A 15,660-nucleotide genomic window follows, 5' to 3' on the forward strand; every position below is an offset into this window, starting at 1 on the left:
CATTCCCTGACGGTCGTCGATTCGAGATCCGTTGTATTTGCGAATCGGGGAGGTTAGGGCAAACTTTTGCCGGAGTTTAATTATGTAGTTTCGTCCAGGATTGATAATTTGGCCAGTCCCCGATAACGCGACCACCCGGTTTCAGAGTCGGTGTCGTTCGGTCGGTGTTCAGTTGATGTCGCAGCCCACGGGGTGGTGGGTGTGGGTGCAGGCCGCAGCGTACTCGGCCGGGGTGCGGTAGCCCAGCGCCGAATGCCGGTGCCGGTGGTTGTGCTCGTGCTTGAAATCCGCGATCACCACCCTCGCTTCGAGCAGGCTGGTCCAGTGGTTGCGGTTGAGGCATTCCACGCGCAGGCGCCGGTTGAACGATTCCACGTACCCGTTGTTCCAGGGGGTACCCGGCGGAATATACGAGATCCCGACCCGGTCTCGGCAAAATGTTTGCAGTGCTGCCGAAATCATTTCCGGCCCGTTGTCCAGGCGCAGCACCTTCGGCGCCCCGTGGACGGCGAAGACCCGCTCGAGTTCGGCGACCAGATGCTCGCCGGTGATCGACCGCTCGACCAGGTGCAGTAGGGATTCGCGGGTGTGCTCGTCGATCATCGACGCGATCTTCACCACCCGCCCGTCGACGGTAGAGTCGAACTGGAAATCCAGCGCCCACACCACGTTCGGCGCATCCGCATCCACCGCCGGCACCGACGAGGTGCCGGCCCGTTTACGCGGGTGATGCGCCCGCACCTGCAAACCTTCTTCCCGCCAGAGCCGGTGGACTTTCTTGATGTTCATCCGGTGGCCTTCGTCGAACCGCAGCACTGCCCAGGCCCGGCGGAACCCATGACACGGGTTCTTGGCCGCATAATTCCGCAGCCACGCCCGCGTCCCGGCGTCGGGGTCTGCCGGTGTTTGCGTGGCAGGGCACCGGCGGTATGTCGACCGAGCGAGCCCAACGACCTTGCACGCGAACCGTTGCGACATGCCCATGACCTCGCTGAGCATGTCCACGGCGCGGCGCTTGGCCGCTGGGCCTAGAATTTTCCCTTCGAAATCTCGCGCAGCGCGTCTTTCTCCAGTTCCGCGTCGGCGAGTAGCCGCTTCAATCGGGCGTTCTGTTCCCGCAGTTCCTTGAGTTCTTTGGCGGCGTCGGTGTCCATGCCGCCGTACTGGCGACGCCAGTTATAGAGTGTCGCCGCCGAGACTCCCAGGTCAGCGGCGATTTGCTCGCCGGTCAAGCCTTCCGCGGCCAGTTCATCGGCGCGCCGCAGCTTGCGCACGATGTCCTCCGCGGAATGCCGTTTCCGTCCAGCCATGGTTCCCATAGTCCCTTCTAACCCCTGATCAGGGCCAACGAGACTCTAATTCCGGCTGGTCGCATCCATGGGGGACGGGTCATGATCACCATGTTGCAGGGTAACGAGAACACCAAAAATCTGATCGACCGCCCGATGGAGTTCTTGGGCAACCTCTTGTTGCTGATCGTCGGTGGCAACGACACGACCCGGAACTCGATGAGCGGCGGTGTGCTTGCACTCAACCGCTTCCCTGACCAGTTCGATAAGGTGAAGGCGAACCCGGGCTTGATCCCCAATATGGTCTCGGAGATCATCCGGTGGCAAACTCCGCTGGCCTACATGCGCCGGATCGCCAAGGCAGACACAATTCTGAACGGCCAGTTCATCCGCAAGGGCGACAAAGTGGTGATGTGGTATGCCTCGGGCAATCGCGACGAGCGCGTGTTCGAACGACCGGACGAGTTCATAATCGACCGGTCCAACGCCCGCAACCATATCGCTTTCGGCTTCGGCGTCCACCGCTGCATGGGCAACCGGCTGGCCGAGCTGCAGCTTCGGATCCTCTGGGAGGAGCTGCTTCCTCGCTTCGAGAATATCGAGGTCGTGGGGGAGCCCGAGTACGTGCAGTCCAACTTCGTGCGGGGCATCAGCAAGATGATGGTCCGCCTCACTCCGAAGGCAGACGTATGAGTGTACAGCGAGCTCTCATCGTCGGGGCCGGCCATGGTGGAGTCCAACTCGCGGCCAGTCTGCGCCAGGATGGGTGGACGGGCGAGGTCGTCCTCATCGGTGAGGAGCCGACTCTACCCTATCAACGCCCTCCGCTGTCGAAAGCCTATCTGGCCGGGAAGAGCACAATTGACGAGCTCGCGATCCGCAGCGCGGAATTCTATCGCAAGCAGGGAATCAAACTCGTGGATGCGACAGTAGAGGCGATCGATCGATCGGCTGGTCGCCTCGCACTGAGCACTGGCGACGCATTGCCCTATGACAAGCTCGCGCTGTGCACTGGTGCCCGCCCTCGTCGGCTCGCCACCTCGGGCGCCGATCTGGCAGGGGTCTACTACCTACGCACCGCCGCCGATGTCGAGATGATCCGAGCCGCTGCCCGCCCCGGGCGGCGGGCCGTGATCGTCGGCGGCGGCTACATCGGACTGGAGACGGCCGCCTCCCTGCGAGCGTTGGGACCCCGATATCGTCGCGGCTGGGGACTGCGCCAGTCACCGGATGGCCCGTTATGGCCGCCGTATACGCCTGGAGTCGGTGCCGAGCGCCAGCGAGCAGGCCAAGGTCGCAGCCGCGACCATCAACGGGAAGTCCAGGAAGATAGCGGCGCTTCCGTGGTTCTGGTCGGATCAATACGATCTCAAGCTCCAGATCGCCGGCCTCAACACCGGATACGACGAAGTCGTCCTCAGCGGGGACCCATCCGGGGACCGCGACTTCACCTGCTTTTACCTCCGCGCCGGCGAGCTCGTTGCCGCCGACTGTATCAACCGCCCCCGCGACTTCGTATTCAGTAAGCGGGCAATCACGCAGCAACTCCACATCAACCGGGACGAACTGTTGCTCGCCGGCTCGGCCTGAGGCCACGGTCTGTTGGGTGATGGCTACGCGGCAGTGCGTGGGGCGTAGGCCGGCTCAGCGGTGGCTGACCCGCTCTTGCTTCGATGCACCGGTTTTGCCCAACCCTCAGCCGATTGCGCGACGTTCAGTGCATAGCAGCCCGTCTCGTGTTCGGCCGATGGTTGCAGCCCCAGCAGTGCACGATTCGGGACTTAACCAGCCGACTCAGTCCTCGCTGAGGAGCTCGACGTCGTCGAGCCGGGTGAGCGGATCGGCGCCGAAACAGGAATCGCTGGGGATCGCGTCGGTTGTGTGGAGCCGCATCGTGGTTGCTGCCTACGCGTTGGCGTAGGCGTCACCGCCGACCCGACCGACCCGATCGACCGTCGGAGATCCGAGACCGCCAGTGTCTCCACGAGTTTCACTGCGGTGTATCGAGACCTCACATCGGAATGATGTATCGCTCCACCGACCGGAAGACCTTTGCGAGCCCGCAGAGCCACCGCGGGCCGGATCGCCTTCTCCGCAAACGTGGCGTCTTCGCTGGTCGAGCATTCCGAGCCGAGGACGCAGCCGGCGTAGGCATCGACGACGAACGCGGTAGACGAACATCGGTGATCAGGCGGATGTAGGTGAATCGGCCATGAGCCGCATGTTCTGCGCCAGAACCCGAAACTGCCGGTCCGCCAGGTCGGTCGCTCTCGACGCGGCCTGGTTCGGTTTGGTCATGCCGACCTTCTTGCCGCGCACGATCAGCCACTGCTATCGCGGGTCGCTAGTCGCACGAAGAAAGGTGTTGCCGCTTCGCGGATTCCGATCGTTCCTCGGATTCCCTATTCGTGCAGTGCAGCTGGCGAATCTCCCTCGCTGCCTCGGTCGACACGCCTTCGGCGCCGCCGGTGTCGACCGCGGCGCGGCGCACCCAATTGCGCAGGGCTTACGGGTCGCTCCGAGCCTCGCAGAGACCGCTTTCATCCCGCCGAAATGCGTGGGCACCATACCCGGGCGGTTCATCTGCCGGGGCTACCTGGTCGCGATCATTCCCGTCGATCAGGGCTTATGGGTGGAGTGGCAATGCCGAAGCAGGCAGTGCGAAACGGCGCCACCTAGCGACGGAAGCGCGGAGCAAAGTGCAGCCGGAGTAGTGACCGAGGGAGTATCTTCGGTGGCCGATGCCTGCCAACCCGCCCCTGCACCACAACCGCACCTTCCTCGGCCGTAGATGGGCGAGACTGCTCATGTGGATGGTGTCGTCGCACGTCGCGGTTGCTATCGGCCCGACTTTCGCCGGGGCGATATCGCTCGGTTGCCAGAGGGCCGCTCGCGCGTCCCGGGATCGATCGAAATCCTCTATTGACACTGCGTGAGCAGCACCACATACTCATACCCTGAGTATCTGGTACTTGCAGTAGTGCACAAGGAGGTGCCGTGAGCAGGGTGCGCTCGATAATGACCCGACGAGGTACGTCATACCGGCGAAGCCATTCCGATCATTCGGAGAACGAGCTATGCCGGATCGTCGACACTTTCATAGCGGGCGCGCCAGTTGCATTGCGGAGCGATACTCTTGGTTGGGACGGGAATCTGTGGTAATGCCTGAACGTAGCGCGCTATCGACGTCGACGAGGTTGCTCAGGGAAAACTTTTCCGAAACCGTAGTGTCGGCGCTCAGAACTTTTGGCCGGTCGACGCAGATGGCTTCTGAGTCGGCTGCGGGAGCAGTAAGCGATATCGTTCGTTTGAGATTCCAGTGGCGAGAGGCACTGAATCAAGCTTGGTATCTGATCACGGTTACTGCGATTCCGGCCATCCTGATGGCCGTGCCTTTCGGTGTCATCGTTTCCGTCCAGGTCGGAAACTTGATTCATCAAATCGGGGCGGACTCCCTGCTCGGTGCCGCTGGTGGATTGGGTGTGATCAAACAGGGCGCCCCCATGGCAACAGGGCTGCTGCTGGGTGCGGCCGGAGCGGCCGCAATCGCGGCGGATCTGGGTGCACGTAACATTCGCGAAGAAATCGATGCCATGCGAACGATGGGCATCAGCCCCTTGCACCGACTGGTTATTCCTCGGATGGTGGCGATGGTTTTCGTCGCGCCGATGCTCAATATCTTGATCATCTTCACGGGCGTGATAGCTGGATATGCGGTCGCAATCGGCCCCCAGGGAGTGACCCCCGGCAGCTACTGGGGAACGTTCGGCTCTTTCACCGTCGTCGCGGACATCGGTGTCTCGATAGCCAAGTCCGTGCTGTTCGGATTCATCGTGGTCGTGATCGCGTGCCAGCGGGGGCTCGAGGCAAAAGGCGGTCCGCGTGGAGTGGCGGATGGCGTGAACGCGGCTGTAGTTCTCTCCGTAGTTTCCATCGCCATCACGAACCTCATAATTACTCAGCTGGTGTCGATATTCCTTCCGACGAGGCTGGCCTAGATGTCGGAGGTAAAGGTTACTCCACCCCGGCTGGCGAGGCTCAGGAGAAGAATAGCGCCGTTCGGAGCGCGCATCGCGCCCCTGGAGTCGATCGGTTTCGTACTCGCGTTCGTTTGGGAGGCGCTGTCCGCGATCCCGTTCACGATCAGGCGATATCGAGCCGAGACTATGCGCGTGATCACGGATATGACATGGGGCCAAGGGTCCATTATCGTCGGCGGTGGAACTGTACCGATGCTGGTGGTACTCGGTCTGGTGATCGGAGGCTCGGTCGGTGTAGAGTCCTTCACCACTCTCAACCTGATCAGCATGGGGCCGGTGACCGGCATCGTTTCGGCCTTTGCCAATACACGGGAACTTGCACCGATTGCTGCGGGCGTCGGGTTCGCCGCACAAGCCGGATGCCGTATTACGGCCCAAATCGGCGCTATGCGGATCTCCGAGGAGATCGATGCACTCGAGTCGCTTGGACTGCGATCGATACCGTTCGTTGTGACCACCCGGGTCATAGCCGGGGCCGTGGCAATCATTCCGACATTCTTGATCGCCTTGATCCTGAGTTATGCCGCTTGTCGCGCGGTGATCGTGCAAATTCATGGCCAAGCCGCCGGTGTCTACGATCACTATTTTTATCAATTCATCAGCGGCTGGGATGTGACGGCTTCGGTGATAAAGGTTCTCGTATTCGGGACGGCTGTGATTCTTATCCACAGCTATCATGGGTTCTTCGCCGTTGGTGGGCCAGAAGGCGTCGGAATCGCATCTGGACGTGCTGTCCGTGCCAGCTTTGTGGCAATCATCGGTTTGGATATGGTGTTGACCCTCCTCTTGTGGGGCGTCAACTCCTCCATCGAATTTACGGGGTGAGAAACGATGTCTCGCTATGAAACGCCGGGTGTGTCGACATCGAAGCGGTCATCGGTCATGCTGGGTGTTCTCGCCGTGATCATAGTGATCGTAGTAGCCTTGACCTGGACTGTTGTGATGGCCCTCCAGGATGATAATCGAATAGTGGTACTGCTGCGTACCGAGTCCATCGGCGACGGGATCACCGTCGGAACACCCGTTCGATTCGACGGTATCGAGATAGGTGATGTTTCGGGGATCGAATCGGACGATGGGGCGAAACAATTGATTCTCAGACTGGAAAGCGCCGAATCGGCAGGTCTCACGGACGGGCTATTCGTCGACTACTCGCCATCGAACTTGTTCGGCATCAGTGAAATTGCGCTGAAACCAGGTGATGGTGGGGCTCCATTACGGGATGGCAGTATCGTCGATTTGACGGGGCCGCGAGCAGACCGGCAACGAGACGCAACGATGGGTGTTCTCATCCGCAGCGTGGCTCAAGCAACTGGAGACATTCTCGTCCCGGAATTGACCGAGATCCTGACACGGGGCGCGACAATAGCCCGGCAATTCACACCTCTCATGGAGGCAATCGTTGTATCCAGCCGGAACATTGCTGAAACCCAGACGATGCCGATATCGCAGCTGCTGGACCAATACGGTTCCATGCTAGTCGGGACTGCATCGATGATCGACGGTACGGTCGGCCTCATAAATCGGCTCACCACGATCGAGATCTTGAATACGGATCGTGAGCTGTTCGATACGACTGTCAATACTGTAGGTCGGGAGTTCTTTCCTGGGCTGGCGGAAACTCTATTCGCGGCTCAGGGTCATCTGTCGGACTATGCGGCTATGCTCGCTCCGGTTCTGTCAACGGCCAGCAGAATGGTACCTACGCCCGGCGTCTCGAGCACGCAGCTCACTGAACTCCTATCACGTCTAGACCGATCATTCACGTCGACTCCAGACGGTCCGATTCTGAACATCGAGTTGGTTCTCGATATGGTTCCACCGTTCACCGCGTTCTTGCCGGGGCTTCTTCCGCCTACATCCAACATCGGAGGTGGCCGATGACAAGACAGCGTAGTCTTCTGGCGACCAGCGCAAAACTTATTGTGTCTGCCGTCGTGATCACTGTGCTGCTCGCAATCATCGTTCAGACGGTGCAACGCCCCGTATCTGGAGACGCGGTAGAATTCTCGGCTGAATTCGTCGACGCGAACGGCCTCAAGGCCGGCGACGATGTTCGTATGGATGGTCTCCGAGTTGGCGAGGTACGATCGATTACCTTGGATGCCAGGGGTCGAGCGGTGGTTGGATTTGCGGTCCAGCGCAATCACCCGATCTACGAGAACACTGTGCTGGCGATTCGCTATCAGAACCTCGTAGGACAGCGATATCTCGATGTTCAACAATCATCGCCGACCACAGCGGAGTTGACGGCCGGACATAAGATCGATATTGCCAACACGATCCCGTCGTTCGACATTACGAATCTATTCAACGGCTTACAACCGGTACTCGCAGAGCTGTCGCCCGAAGCGGTGAACAAGTTCGCAGAGAACATGATCGCTGTCATCGAGGGAGACGGAGCGGGCGTCGGTTCCGTCCTCGACTCTATCGAAGCCTTGTCCAACTATGCGCTGGACAGGCAAGCGGTAGTCACCGTTCTGGTCGGAAATCTCAAAGAGATATCCGACCATATCGGTGGCCGATCCTCGCATCTCGTCCGACTTGTCTCGGAGCTGGCCTCGGTTGTGTCCACGTTGCGTAGCAAGGTGGATGGAATTGTCGAATTCGCCCTCATGGCACCAGACGTGATCGCGCCATTGAACGGCCTTCTCGAGGCCTTCGGCTTGACGACCGGACCTAACGCCGATGCCGATGCCCTGTTGGGGGCAGTATTTCCGGACCCGGAACAGGCGGTCGAGGTGCTGCGGAAGCTGCCGGCCGTTCTCGAGACACTGAATGCGTGGGTTCCCGCCGATGGACCGGTCATCAATCGTAACTGCTCGAACGGCAACGCTGAAGTTCCGGCGCCGTTACATATGTTGATCAGTGGGCAAAGGATCTCGATATGCGAGCGGTGATCAGTAAGCTACTCCGTGTTCGCGGAGGAACCGCGTTGCAGTCGGTGAGTGCTCCTCTTCGAAGCATGGACCGAGAATTGCGCTGGGCTGGCGTCGGGGCCGCAGTGATGGGAGCGGTCTTGACGGCGAGCGTAGTAGTCTACGTAGTACCTTTCGACGAGTCCACATACTGGGCGGAAATGCCGGAAGTGGGCTCGGTCAAGGTTGGCGATGACGTCCGAATCGCGGGTGTGCCGGTCGGCGCGGTGAAGTCCATCGAGCTGAGCCGAAGAAACGTTCGAATGAGCTTCACCGTCGACAGCGACATCTTCATCGGTGACCAGACGAGTCTCGATGTCCGTATGCTGACACTGATTGGCGGCCGCTACCTCGCGGTGACACCGGCGGGGAATTCTGCGTTACATTCGTCCATTCCCGCCGAGAGGGTCCATCTTCCGTACAGCCTGGGTCGGAGTTTTGAGGACGCGATTCGGCCGATCGATGATATCGATGGCGATACGTTGCGTCAGAATTTGACGAACATGAACGCTGCGATTGCCAGTGGACCGTCCGGCATTCGCCGAGCAACGGAGGCATTCGGATCTCTGGTCGACATCCTCGACCGCCAGAACCGTGACATTTCGGACACGCTCGCGATGGCGGACGAGTATCTCGGCGCGATCAACGAGTCGAAGGCGACACTCGGCGGAATGATCGACAGCGTCAATCTGATGGAGACAGTGGGCCTCGACAAAAAGGCCGAGATCTACGAAGCCGTCCGGCTGATGGACGAGCTTCTCGCGCGTATCGCGGGCCTCGAGCCGGCGTATCGATCCAGGTTGCAATCCGTTGCGCGAGCCCTGGCCGACGTCATCCCTGAGCTGGAAAGTCTGGGTGAAGAGATGGGACAGGTTGTCACGAATACGCGCGACCTACTGGCGCGGCTCCAGCCGATCGCGTCGTCGAAGGAAGGGCTCGTGGTCGACCAATCCGCGACAGTTGTCCCGGTGCCGTCGGTGTGTATTCCGGTCCCCGGAAAGGAGTGCTGACGATGAATAAGCTCTTGGCGTCCCGGGGTCTCATGTCCGTTCTCGGTGTCGCGGTCGTATGTGCAATTCTGATCGTCGGATACTTCGTGATCATCGAGCCTCCCAAGAGGATGCGTAGCTACTGCGCGAATATGCCGGATGCAATCGGCTTGTACGCCGGGAACCATGTCACCATGCGAGGGGTCAGAGTCGGCTCGGTGACGCGTATCGAACCTCATGGTGACATGGTCCGTGTCGAATTCGAGGTAGAGGTAAACCATTCGCCCCGCGGTCAGGTGTCAGCTACTACCGTATCCGACACAATCGTCGCGGATCGATCGCTTGCATTACTCGATGACAGCGAAGCCGAGCATGAATGGGATTCCGGACAGTGCATTACCCGTACACTGACACCAAAGAGCATGTCGCAGACTATGAATGCGCTGGGCAACCTCGCTGCAGAGATCACCGATGGAAATGGTTCGACACAGCGTGAAAGGCTTGCGGATGAGCTCGCGGCCTTAGATGCCGCATTATCCGGAACAGGACCTGAAATGAATGATACGATCCTCAAGTTGGGTCGTGCTCTCAATTCCCCCAATGCTGCTATCGGGCATATCGGTGCGCTTATCGACTCACTGCGATCATTATCGGACAGCATGGCCGGCGGATGGGGCGATATCAAGGCCATGATCACTCGTCTGGCTCCAGGTCTCGAAGTGATCGATCGTGGCATCTTTGAGCGCACCGTGTCGATTATCGATTCGTTGCGGATCATTGTGCCATGGTTGAACGAGATTACTTCAATGTTTGGTGACCAAATTCTCGAAGCGCTGAACGCGACAGTCCCATTAGCGCGTCTCGCCCGTGCGAATATCGGCTCGGTACAAGAAATAATCGACCTGACGCCACCGCTGGTGCAGGCTTTTCAGAGGGCGACGGCGCAGGAGGGTGGTTCACCGATCTTGACTTACGCGGCGCCGGTGGCTCAGCTGCCGCCGGCGGACGCAGAGCGGGTATGCGCGACCATCGAGCGTGTCGTGCCAGGTAGCTGCAAGTCCGCTGAGAACGGGTTGGAGAAGGTTTCGGTTCTTCCGTTGATATTCGGGACGGCAGGTGCGCGGTGATGGTTCTGCGACGAGTCGTATGGGCGCGATCTGCTCGTGAGCGTGGTGGTCGGTTCATCGCTGCGGCCGCGGTGGCAATGGTGTGCATAGTTCCCGGATGTGGATTCGATCCCGCGGAGGTTCCCGTTCCGGGGACCGGAATTTCTGGAGACCGGTACGGTATCCGGATTCTGTTCGCTGACGCCTTGAATCTGCCAGCGCGAGCGAAGGTTACAGTCGATGGTCTGCGAGCAGGGGTCGTGCGCGATGTGTCACTGGTCGACGCGGGCAAGGACCACGACGGGTATGTTGCCGTCGATGTCGACCTGATGGCGTCGGTTCGATTGCCGGTCGGCACCACCGCTGAACTCCGCCAGCCGACGATACTTGGCGATGTCTCCATCGCGCTGATGACTCCGCCGACCGGCACGCAGGATGCCCTTCCCCCGGGCGCCACCATCGGATTGGACAAGACGAAGCCGCTGCTGCAGGTTGAGGACACCATGAACGTACTCGCGACCTTCGTCCAAGGAGGAGGGATTCAACAGGCTCAGGAGATAATGAACCGCGTGAACGGGGTGCTGCCGATCGACACTCGGCAGACTGCTTCGATATCCGAGGTAGTCGGTGCGGATATCATTGACCTGGCCAACCACCTGGATGCCGTCGACGCAATGCTGAACGGTCTGCGCGCGAACACGGACGTGGTGCAGCGTAGAACCCCTGAACTGGAGTATTTGCTGACCGAGTCGGGGGTGAGCCAGGCCGCTGCTTCGATGACTTCCATGATCGGGTTGATCACGTTGTACGACGGATTCAAATTGCTCACAGAATCTCTCCGGTGGGTCGGCCCCCTGGCGCAATCGGGCAATGAGGCCGCACGTGCCTTCGTGCCGCTATTGTTCACTCGCCGCCCGCTTGATCTGAACGCCCCCTCGAATTTGAACAAAGCCGTGGCCATTTTGCGCGAAAAGGTTATTCCATTTGTTGAGCGCGGTCCGAAGGTTGATATTGTAGGCATTGAAGGCGTCGGCCCCATATCGGACGACGATCGGATAGACAGTATTCTTGCGTCGCTGCGGATGATCGGAGTGGTTCGATGAAGCCAAGTTCCGTGCTATCCCTGGTGTCGATCGGAATCGTGCTGGTCTTGGGCACCGCATACCTAACATTCGGTGTGCTTCGAGTTGATTGGTTTTCTGGCAGGACTGTTGTGACCATGGCTCTGCCGAGGACCGGGAGTTTGCTACCCGGTTCCCCGGTCCTGTTGAGAGGAGTGAAGGTAGGAGAGATCGACTCTATCGACAAGGCCGAGCGTGGTGTCGAATTGGTGCTGAGTCTCGATCCCAAGTACAGGGTTCCTGCGACCGGCAGCGCTACTGTTGAGGACCTGTCGGGGTTGGGGGAGCCCTATATCGAGTTCGTACCGAATACTGATGCCGGGCCCTACCTGGCCGACGGTCAGCGTATCGACGCGGTTGAAGTGGCTCTACCCCGCTCGATACCTGATGTGGCGCATACTGTCACCCATCTGGTCGAGCAACTGAACCCACAGGCGATCAGCAATATCGTCAAGACCTTGGATCAGACGTTGTCGGGGACGGAAGCCGTGATGCCGCGTCTGGCGGCATCGACAACGCTGCTTTCGGAAACGATTCTGAGTAGGTCACCCGAAATCCGGAATATCTTGAAGAATTTGCAAACAATGGGTGCTGATATGGAGTGGGCCGAGCAGTCGATGACCGCCGCCGGCCCTCTGTGGGAGGAAGCCGGAGCGTGGGGCGCACTCATCGCGGACTCTCTGGCGCGACTGTCTCGAATCGGCAATATGCCCGGGGACTATATCGAAGGAAACGGACTTATTCCCTTCCTTGATAAAGTGACGTCTTACATCAATGAGATCGGCCCCGATCTTCGTGATCTGGTCCCGGCGGTACAGCCACTGGCGGAAAGCGCGTCGAACTCCATGGCGCAAATCAACATAAGCGACCTGATAGATCGTGCACTCAGTGTCACGGGGGACGGTGCTTTGCGAATGCGGATCGCTGTCAAATAGATGTGAAAGAACGAGAGACACCGGAGCTGATTATGCCCACAGAAGATTCTCATGATACTGACCGCGAAGCTGCGGAAGAAAAGCCGGTTGACGCGGGTGTGCCTCGGACGTCGGTCAAGGGTGGCTCGAGCGCACGCGGGTCGGAGAGGTCGTTCTCGATAAGCCTGCGTTCTCTGGCCTTGGGAACCGCAGTAGCCCTCCTTGTTGTCGCGGTGGCCGTTTCGATTCCGTTGTGGCTCTCGGCTAGGAGCGAGTTGAAAGATCGGGACGCTGTCGTAGCCTCGGAGAAGCGCGCCGAAGAAGTAGCGTCTGAGTATGCAGTCGGAGCCTCGAATATCGACTATCAGAATTTCGACCAGTGGGTTCGTGGTTTGAAGTCCAACGTCTCGCCCGTTCTTGCAAACAAGTTCGATGCCACTGCTCCGCAGCTGAAAGAAATTGTGCTGCCACTGAAGTGGAGTTCTAGTGGAGTTCCCATCGCGGCGACAGTGCGCTCCGAACGATCGGGTGTCTACGTCGTCAACGTGTTCCTGAATGTGACATCGAAGAGTGCGCAGATACCGGAGGGTGCGCAAACGACTGTTACCTATACCGTAACAGTTGACAAGAATCTGGATTGGAAGGTAACAGATGTCGGTGGTGTCGACTCGGCACTCCCGGCCAAATAGTCACCGGGGTTTTTCGACGTTGAGGAGCTTGGAATAATGACTTCGATTTCCAGCGCGGGTGTTCCCTGCCGCCGACTCGCTCTCACACGGGACGACGGTCCGACATTGCAGATCACCGAATGGGGCTCGCAGACCCCGCGAGTGACTATGGTCTTGACCCATGGACTCGCGTTGTCGCACGAGAGTTGGGAGGACGTTGCTCAGCTTGTGATCGCTGCGGACCCGACTATTCGCGTCGTCACCTACGACCATCGGGGACACGGGGATTCGGAGTCGGCTCCGGCCAGCCTCGAGATTCTTGCGGATGATCTTGCGACTATTCTTTCGGAAACTGTGCCTACGGGTCCGGTCGTATTGGGTGGTCATTCGATGGGAGGGATGACTCTCATGGCCTTGGCTGAACGTCACAGTGAGGTGCTCGGACCGAGAATCCTCGGCGTCGCGTTGGTGTCGACAGGGGCGGGCGATATTCTGGGAAATATGATGCGCAGCAAATTCTGGCGAAGGCTGATAATGCTGGGTCTGGAGGCGCTACCCTATATCAGGATTCCTTCCCGGCCGCTTTTCCTGATGCGGCAGTCGACACGAGGCATCCTATTCGGAGCGCGTCCTCGTCGGCACGATATGAACCGTGCTGTGCTGCAGCTCGCGAAGAGCAATTCTCGCAATGTCGCGGAGCTGACCCGTTCGATACTCTCTCACAAACGTTACGGCGTGCTGGGCAGATTCAGCTGTCCCGTCGTCGTGCTGGTCGGGTCTCGTGACCGCCTGACCCCCGTTCATCACTCGCGTGCGCTTCGGCATCGTATTCCAGGGAGTCATTTGGTCATCTTCGAAAAGGCTGGGCACTACCTGCCCTACGAACGCAGCGGTGAGGTGGCCGTCCATCTCCTCGGATTGACTCGGGAAGCGCGCATACGCGAAGCAACCGTCGCATAGCGGCATTAACATTCGTCATACGCTGAGGGTAACGATAGGCGAATAGTTCGCTATCAGAGCTTGATATCGGTCCGGGAACCGCGGAACGCCCTTTCTCAACAGCCGGATGATGACTGTCAGGGTAGTGGGTGCAGCCGCAGCGCGCTGGGGCCGATGTCGTATAGTCCAGCGTCGGCTGCCGGTGCCGCTAGTTGTGGTCGGCTTTGAAGCCACCGATTTCAATGCGGGTTCCAGCTGGCTGTTTCAGCGGTTGCGGCCCGGCGCGCGGGTTCGCAACCTTGTTGTCGAACGTCTCGGCGAAGCTGTTGTTCAAGGTTGTGCCCGGCGGCAGGTACCGAGCTACAGAACATGCTGGTCACCATCATCGGTCCGCCGCCCCGGTTTTAGGTTGGACAACGGTCGGGAGATGATTTCGGTTGCCCTGCAACCAGTTCTGCGCCGACCGGGTCGGAGTATCCTAAGCGGTGACGGGACCCGGTAGTCGGTCCGCCGCGTGTGAGAACCGGTTGTAGGGGATGCAGGGTTGTAGCGTATCCGGCTGGGGCGTTGCAGCCCAGGCCGGAATCTCTTCGGCGGTGATTGTATTCTTCCTTCCAGTCGCTGATCACGACGCGGGCTTGGGTCAACGACCAGAAGCTGTTGATGTTGGGGCATTCGTCGCGTCGGCGGCGGCTGAACCATTCAATGTAGCCGTTGCGGCAGGGTCGGCTAGTGTGACGAACGCTGAGCAGACCCGTTCCGCCGCCCAGTCGCCTGGCACGCGAAATTGGTCTGTTGCCGCAGCGCAGGGCGGCGGGGTAGCTGCGATCGACAGCGATTCGTTGATGAGTCCGTCGGCGGTGATCGATCGTTCCACCAGCCGGCCCAAGCATTCGCGGGTGTGTTTCATCGACGATGGAGACGATCTTGACCGGGCGTGCGTCGTCGCTGGCATCGAATCGGAAGTCCACTGCCCATACACGGTTGGGTGCCTTTGCCTCCGTGGTGGTGGTGGTTTCCAGGCGTTTCGGCGCCGCAGCGGCCCTCGTAATCCCTCGTCGCGCCAGAGGCGTTGGATTTTCTTGTGATTGACTGTCCAGCACTCGCTGCGGGCGCCGTGGTAGGCGCGGCGGAATCCTTGCCGTGGATGGGTTTCGTCCAGGCACGCAGCCATTCACGCAAAGCCGCATCGGGATGTGCATTGGTGTCGGTGGTTCGAACGCGCCGTTGTATACTTCGATGTTCGCCGGTAACCGGCAGGCGAACCTTTCGCGGACCCCGAGCACCCGCACCAGGTGCGCCACGGCCGCCCGCCGGCGTTCCGGGTCTAGAAGGTTCCCTTGGCGATCTCGTTCAATGCAGCTTTCTCTAGCTTCGCCTCGCCGAGAAGACTTTTCAGAGTGGAGTGTTCGCGTTCGGGGCCCTTCAACCGTTTGCCGTCGCCGGCCTTCAGCCCGCCGAACTGGTTGCGCCACCGTTAGTAGGTGGCCATGGTGATCTGCAGTGACGGCGACTTCCTTATTCTCGCCCAGCAGGTGGACGGCCTTGCTCAGCTTGCGCACGGCCTGTGGAGGTGTGTGCCCTTTTCGTGTCGCCATAGTCATCGAGCGTTCCTGCCCACTACGTGGGCGGCAATGCTCTCACAGCCGCCGGACCAAATCTCATCGGGTCAGGTC

General features: G+C 59.7%; 13 protein-coding genes and 3 pseudogenes. 12 read left to right on the plus strand and 4 right to left on the minus strand.

Translation table 11 applies throughout. The features are described 5' to 3' along the window. Nucleotides 1-168: 168 nt before the first annotated feature. Nucleotides 169-1,310, minus strand: a protein-coding gene (locus ON27_RS35605; protein ID WP_086007605.1) for an IS3 family transposase whose coding sequence is annotated in 2 segments (ribosomal slippage) — nt 169-1,043 and nt 1,043-1,310 — 1,143 coding nt in all. Because the reading frame shifts where the segments join, the coding sequence is not laid out codon by codon here. Nucleotides 1,311-1,391: 81 nt separating this feature from the next. Here ON27_RS35605 and ON27_RS35615 point away from each other — a divergent pair. Then, nucleotides 1,392-1,982, plus strand: a pseudogene (locus ON27_RS35615) (cytochrome P450); the annotation flags it as partial. Continuing rightward, nucleotides 1,979-2,879, plus strand: a pseudogene (locus ON27_RS35620) (NAD(P)/FAD-dependent oxidoreductase). The pseudogenes ON27_RS35615 and ON27_RS35620, both read left to right, overlap by 4 nt. Nucleotides 2,880-3,476: 597 nt before the next feature. On the opposite strand, the gene ON27_RS45505 reads toward ON27_RS35620, so the two are convergent. Further along, nucleotides 3,477-3,608 (minus strand): hypothetical protein, encoded by a 132-nt coding sequence (locus ON27_RS45505; RefSeq protein ID WP_267464434.1) that lies wholly within the window; start codon nt 3,606-3,608, stop codon nt 3,477-3,479. Nucleotides 3,609-4,450: 842 nt separating this feature from the next. Between ON27_RS45505 and ON27_RS35625 the strand changes: the two genes are divergently transcribed. From ON27_RS35625 to ON27_RS42130, 10 genes are all read left to right on the plus strand, one after another. Then, nucleotides 4,451-5,287, plus strand: coding sequence for an MlaE family ABC transporter permease (locus tag ON27_RS35625; RefSeq protein WP_043737830.1), 837 nt, complete (start codon nt 4,451-4,453; stop codon nt 5,285-5,287). Continuing rightward, nucleotides 5,288-6,154 carry an MlaE family ABC transporter permease gene (locus tag ON27_RS35630; protein WP_043737831.1) on the plus strand — a complete coding sequence of 289 codons (867 nt, stop codon included), beginning with the start codon at nt 5,288-5,290 and terminating at the stop codon, nt 6,152-6,154. A 6-nt stretch (nt 6,155-6,160) separates the two neighbouring features. Beyond that, the gene (locus ON27_RS35635; protein WP_043737832.1) at nt 6,161-7,213 is read left to right on the plus strand and encodes an MlaD family protein; all 1,053 of its coding nucleotides are present in this window, start codon (nt 6,161-6,163) and stop codon (nt 7,211-7,213) included. Then, nucleotides 7,210-8,229 (plus strand): MlaD family protein, encoded by a 1,020-nt coding sequence (locus ON27_RS35640; RefSeq protein WP_043737834.1) that lies wholly within the window; start codon nt 7,210-7,212, stop codon nt 8,227-8,229. The genes ON27_RS35635 and ON27_RS35640 overlap by 4 nt, the downstream gene beginning before the upstream one ends. A gap of 65 nt (nt 8,230-8,294) precedes the next feature. Then, nucleotides 8,295-9,257 (plus strand): MlaD family protein, encoded by a 963-nt coding sequence (locus tag ON27_RS35645; RefSeq protein ID WP_051047371.1) that lies wholly within the window; start codon nt 8,295-8,297, stop codon nt 9,255-9,257. 2 nt (nt 9,258-9,259) lie between these two features. After that, nucleotides 9,260-10,363, plus strand: a complete 1,104-nt coding sequence (locus tag ON27_RS40940; RefSeq protein WP_043737862.1) for an MlaD family protein — start codon at nt 9,260-9,262, stop codon at nt 10,361-10,363. Nucleotides 10,364-10,440: 77 nt separating this feature from the next. After that, nucleotides 10,441-11,445 (plus strand): MlaD family protein, encoded by a 1,005-nt coding sequence (locus ON27_RS35655; protein WP_043737836.1) that lies wholly within the window; start codon nt 10,441-10,443, stop codon nt 11,443-11,445. Between the two features lie 116 nt (nt 11,446-11,561). Beyond that, a complete protein-coding gene (locus ON27_RS35660) occupies nt 11,562-12,398 on the plus strand; it encodes an MlaD family protein (RefSeq protein ID WP_228815887.1) in 837 nt (278 codons plus the stop codon). A gap of 32 nt (nt 12,399-12,430) precedes the next feature. Next, nucleotides 12,431-13,066 carry a hypothetical protein gene (locus ON27_RS42125; protein WP_228815885.1) on the plus strand — a complete coding sequence of 212 codons (636 nt, stop codon included), beginning with the start codon at nt 12,431-12,433 and terminating at the stop codon, nt 13,064-13,066. A gap of 105 nt (nt 13,067-13,171) precedes the next feature. Beyond that, on the plus strand, nt 13,172-14,005 hold the full coding sequence (locus tag ON27_RS42130) for an alpha/beta fold hydrolase (RefSeq protein ID WP_084538232.1): 834 nt from the start codon (nt 13,172-13,174) through the stop codon (nt 14,003-14,005). A gap of 187 nt (nt 14,006-14,192) precedes the next feature. On the opposite strand, the gene ON27_RS45510 is transcribed toward ON27_RS42130, so the two are convergent. Together ON27_RS45510 and ON27_RS42135 are read right to left on the minus strand one after the other, a co-directional pair. Next, nucleotides 14,193-14,318, minus strand: a complete 126-nt coding sequence (locus tag ON27_RS45510; RefSeq protein ID WP_280411099.1) for a hypothetical protein — start codon at nt 14,316-14,318, stop codon at nt 14,193-14,195. A 214-nt stretch (nt 14,319-14,532) separates the two neighbouring features. Further along, a pseudogene (locus ON27_RS42135) lies at nt 14,533-15,588 on the minus strand (integrase core domain-containing protein); the annotation flags it as partial. Nucleotides 15,589-15,660 lie beyond the last annotated feature (72 nt).

Origin of the sequence: Nocardia asiatica NBRC 100129 (genome assembly GCF_000308415.1) — a bacterium.
Taxonomy (GTDB): domain Bacteria; phylum Actinomycetota; class Actinomycetes; order Mycobacteriales; family Mycobacteriaceae; genus Nocardia; species Nocardia asiatica.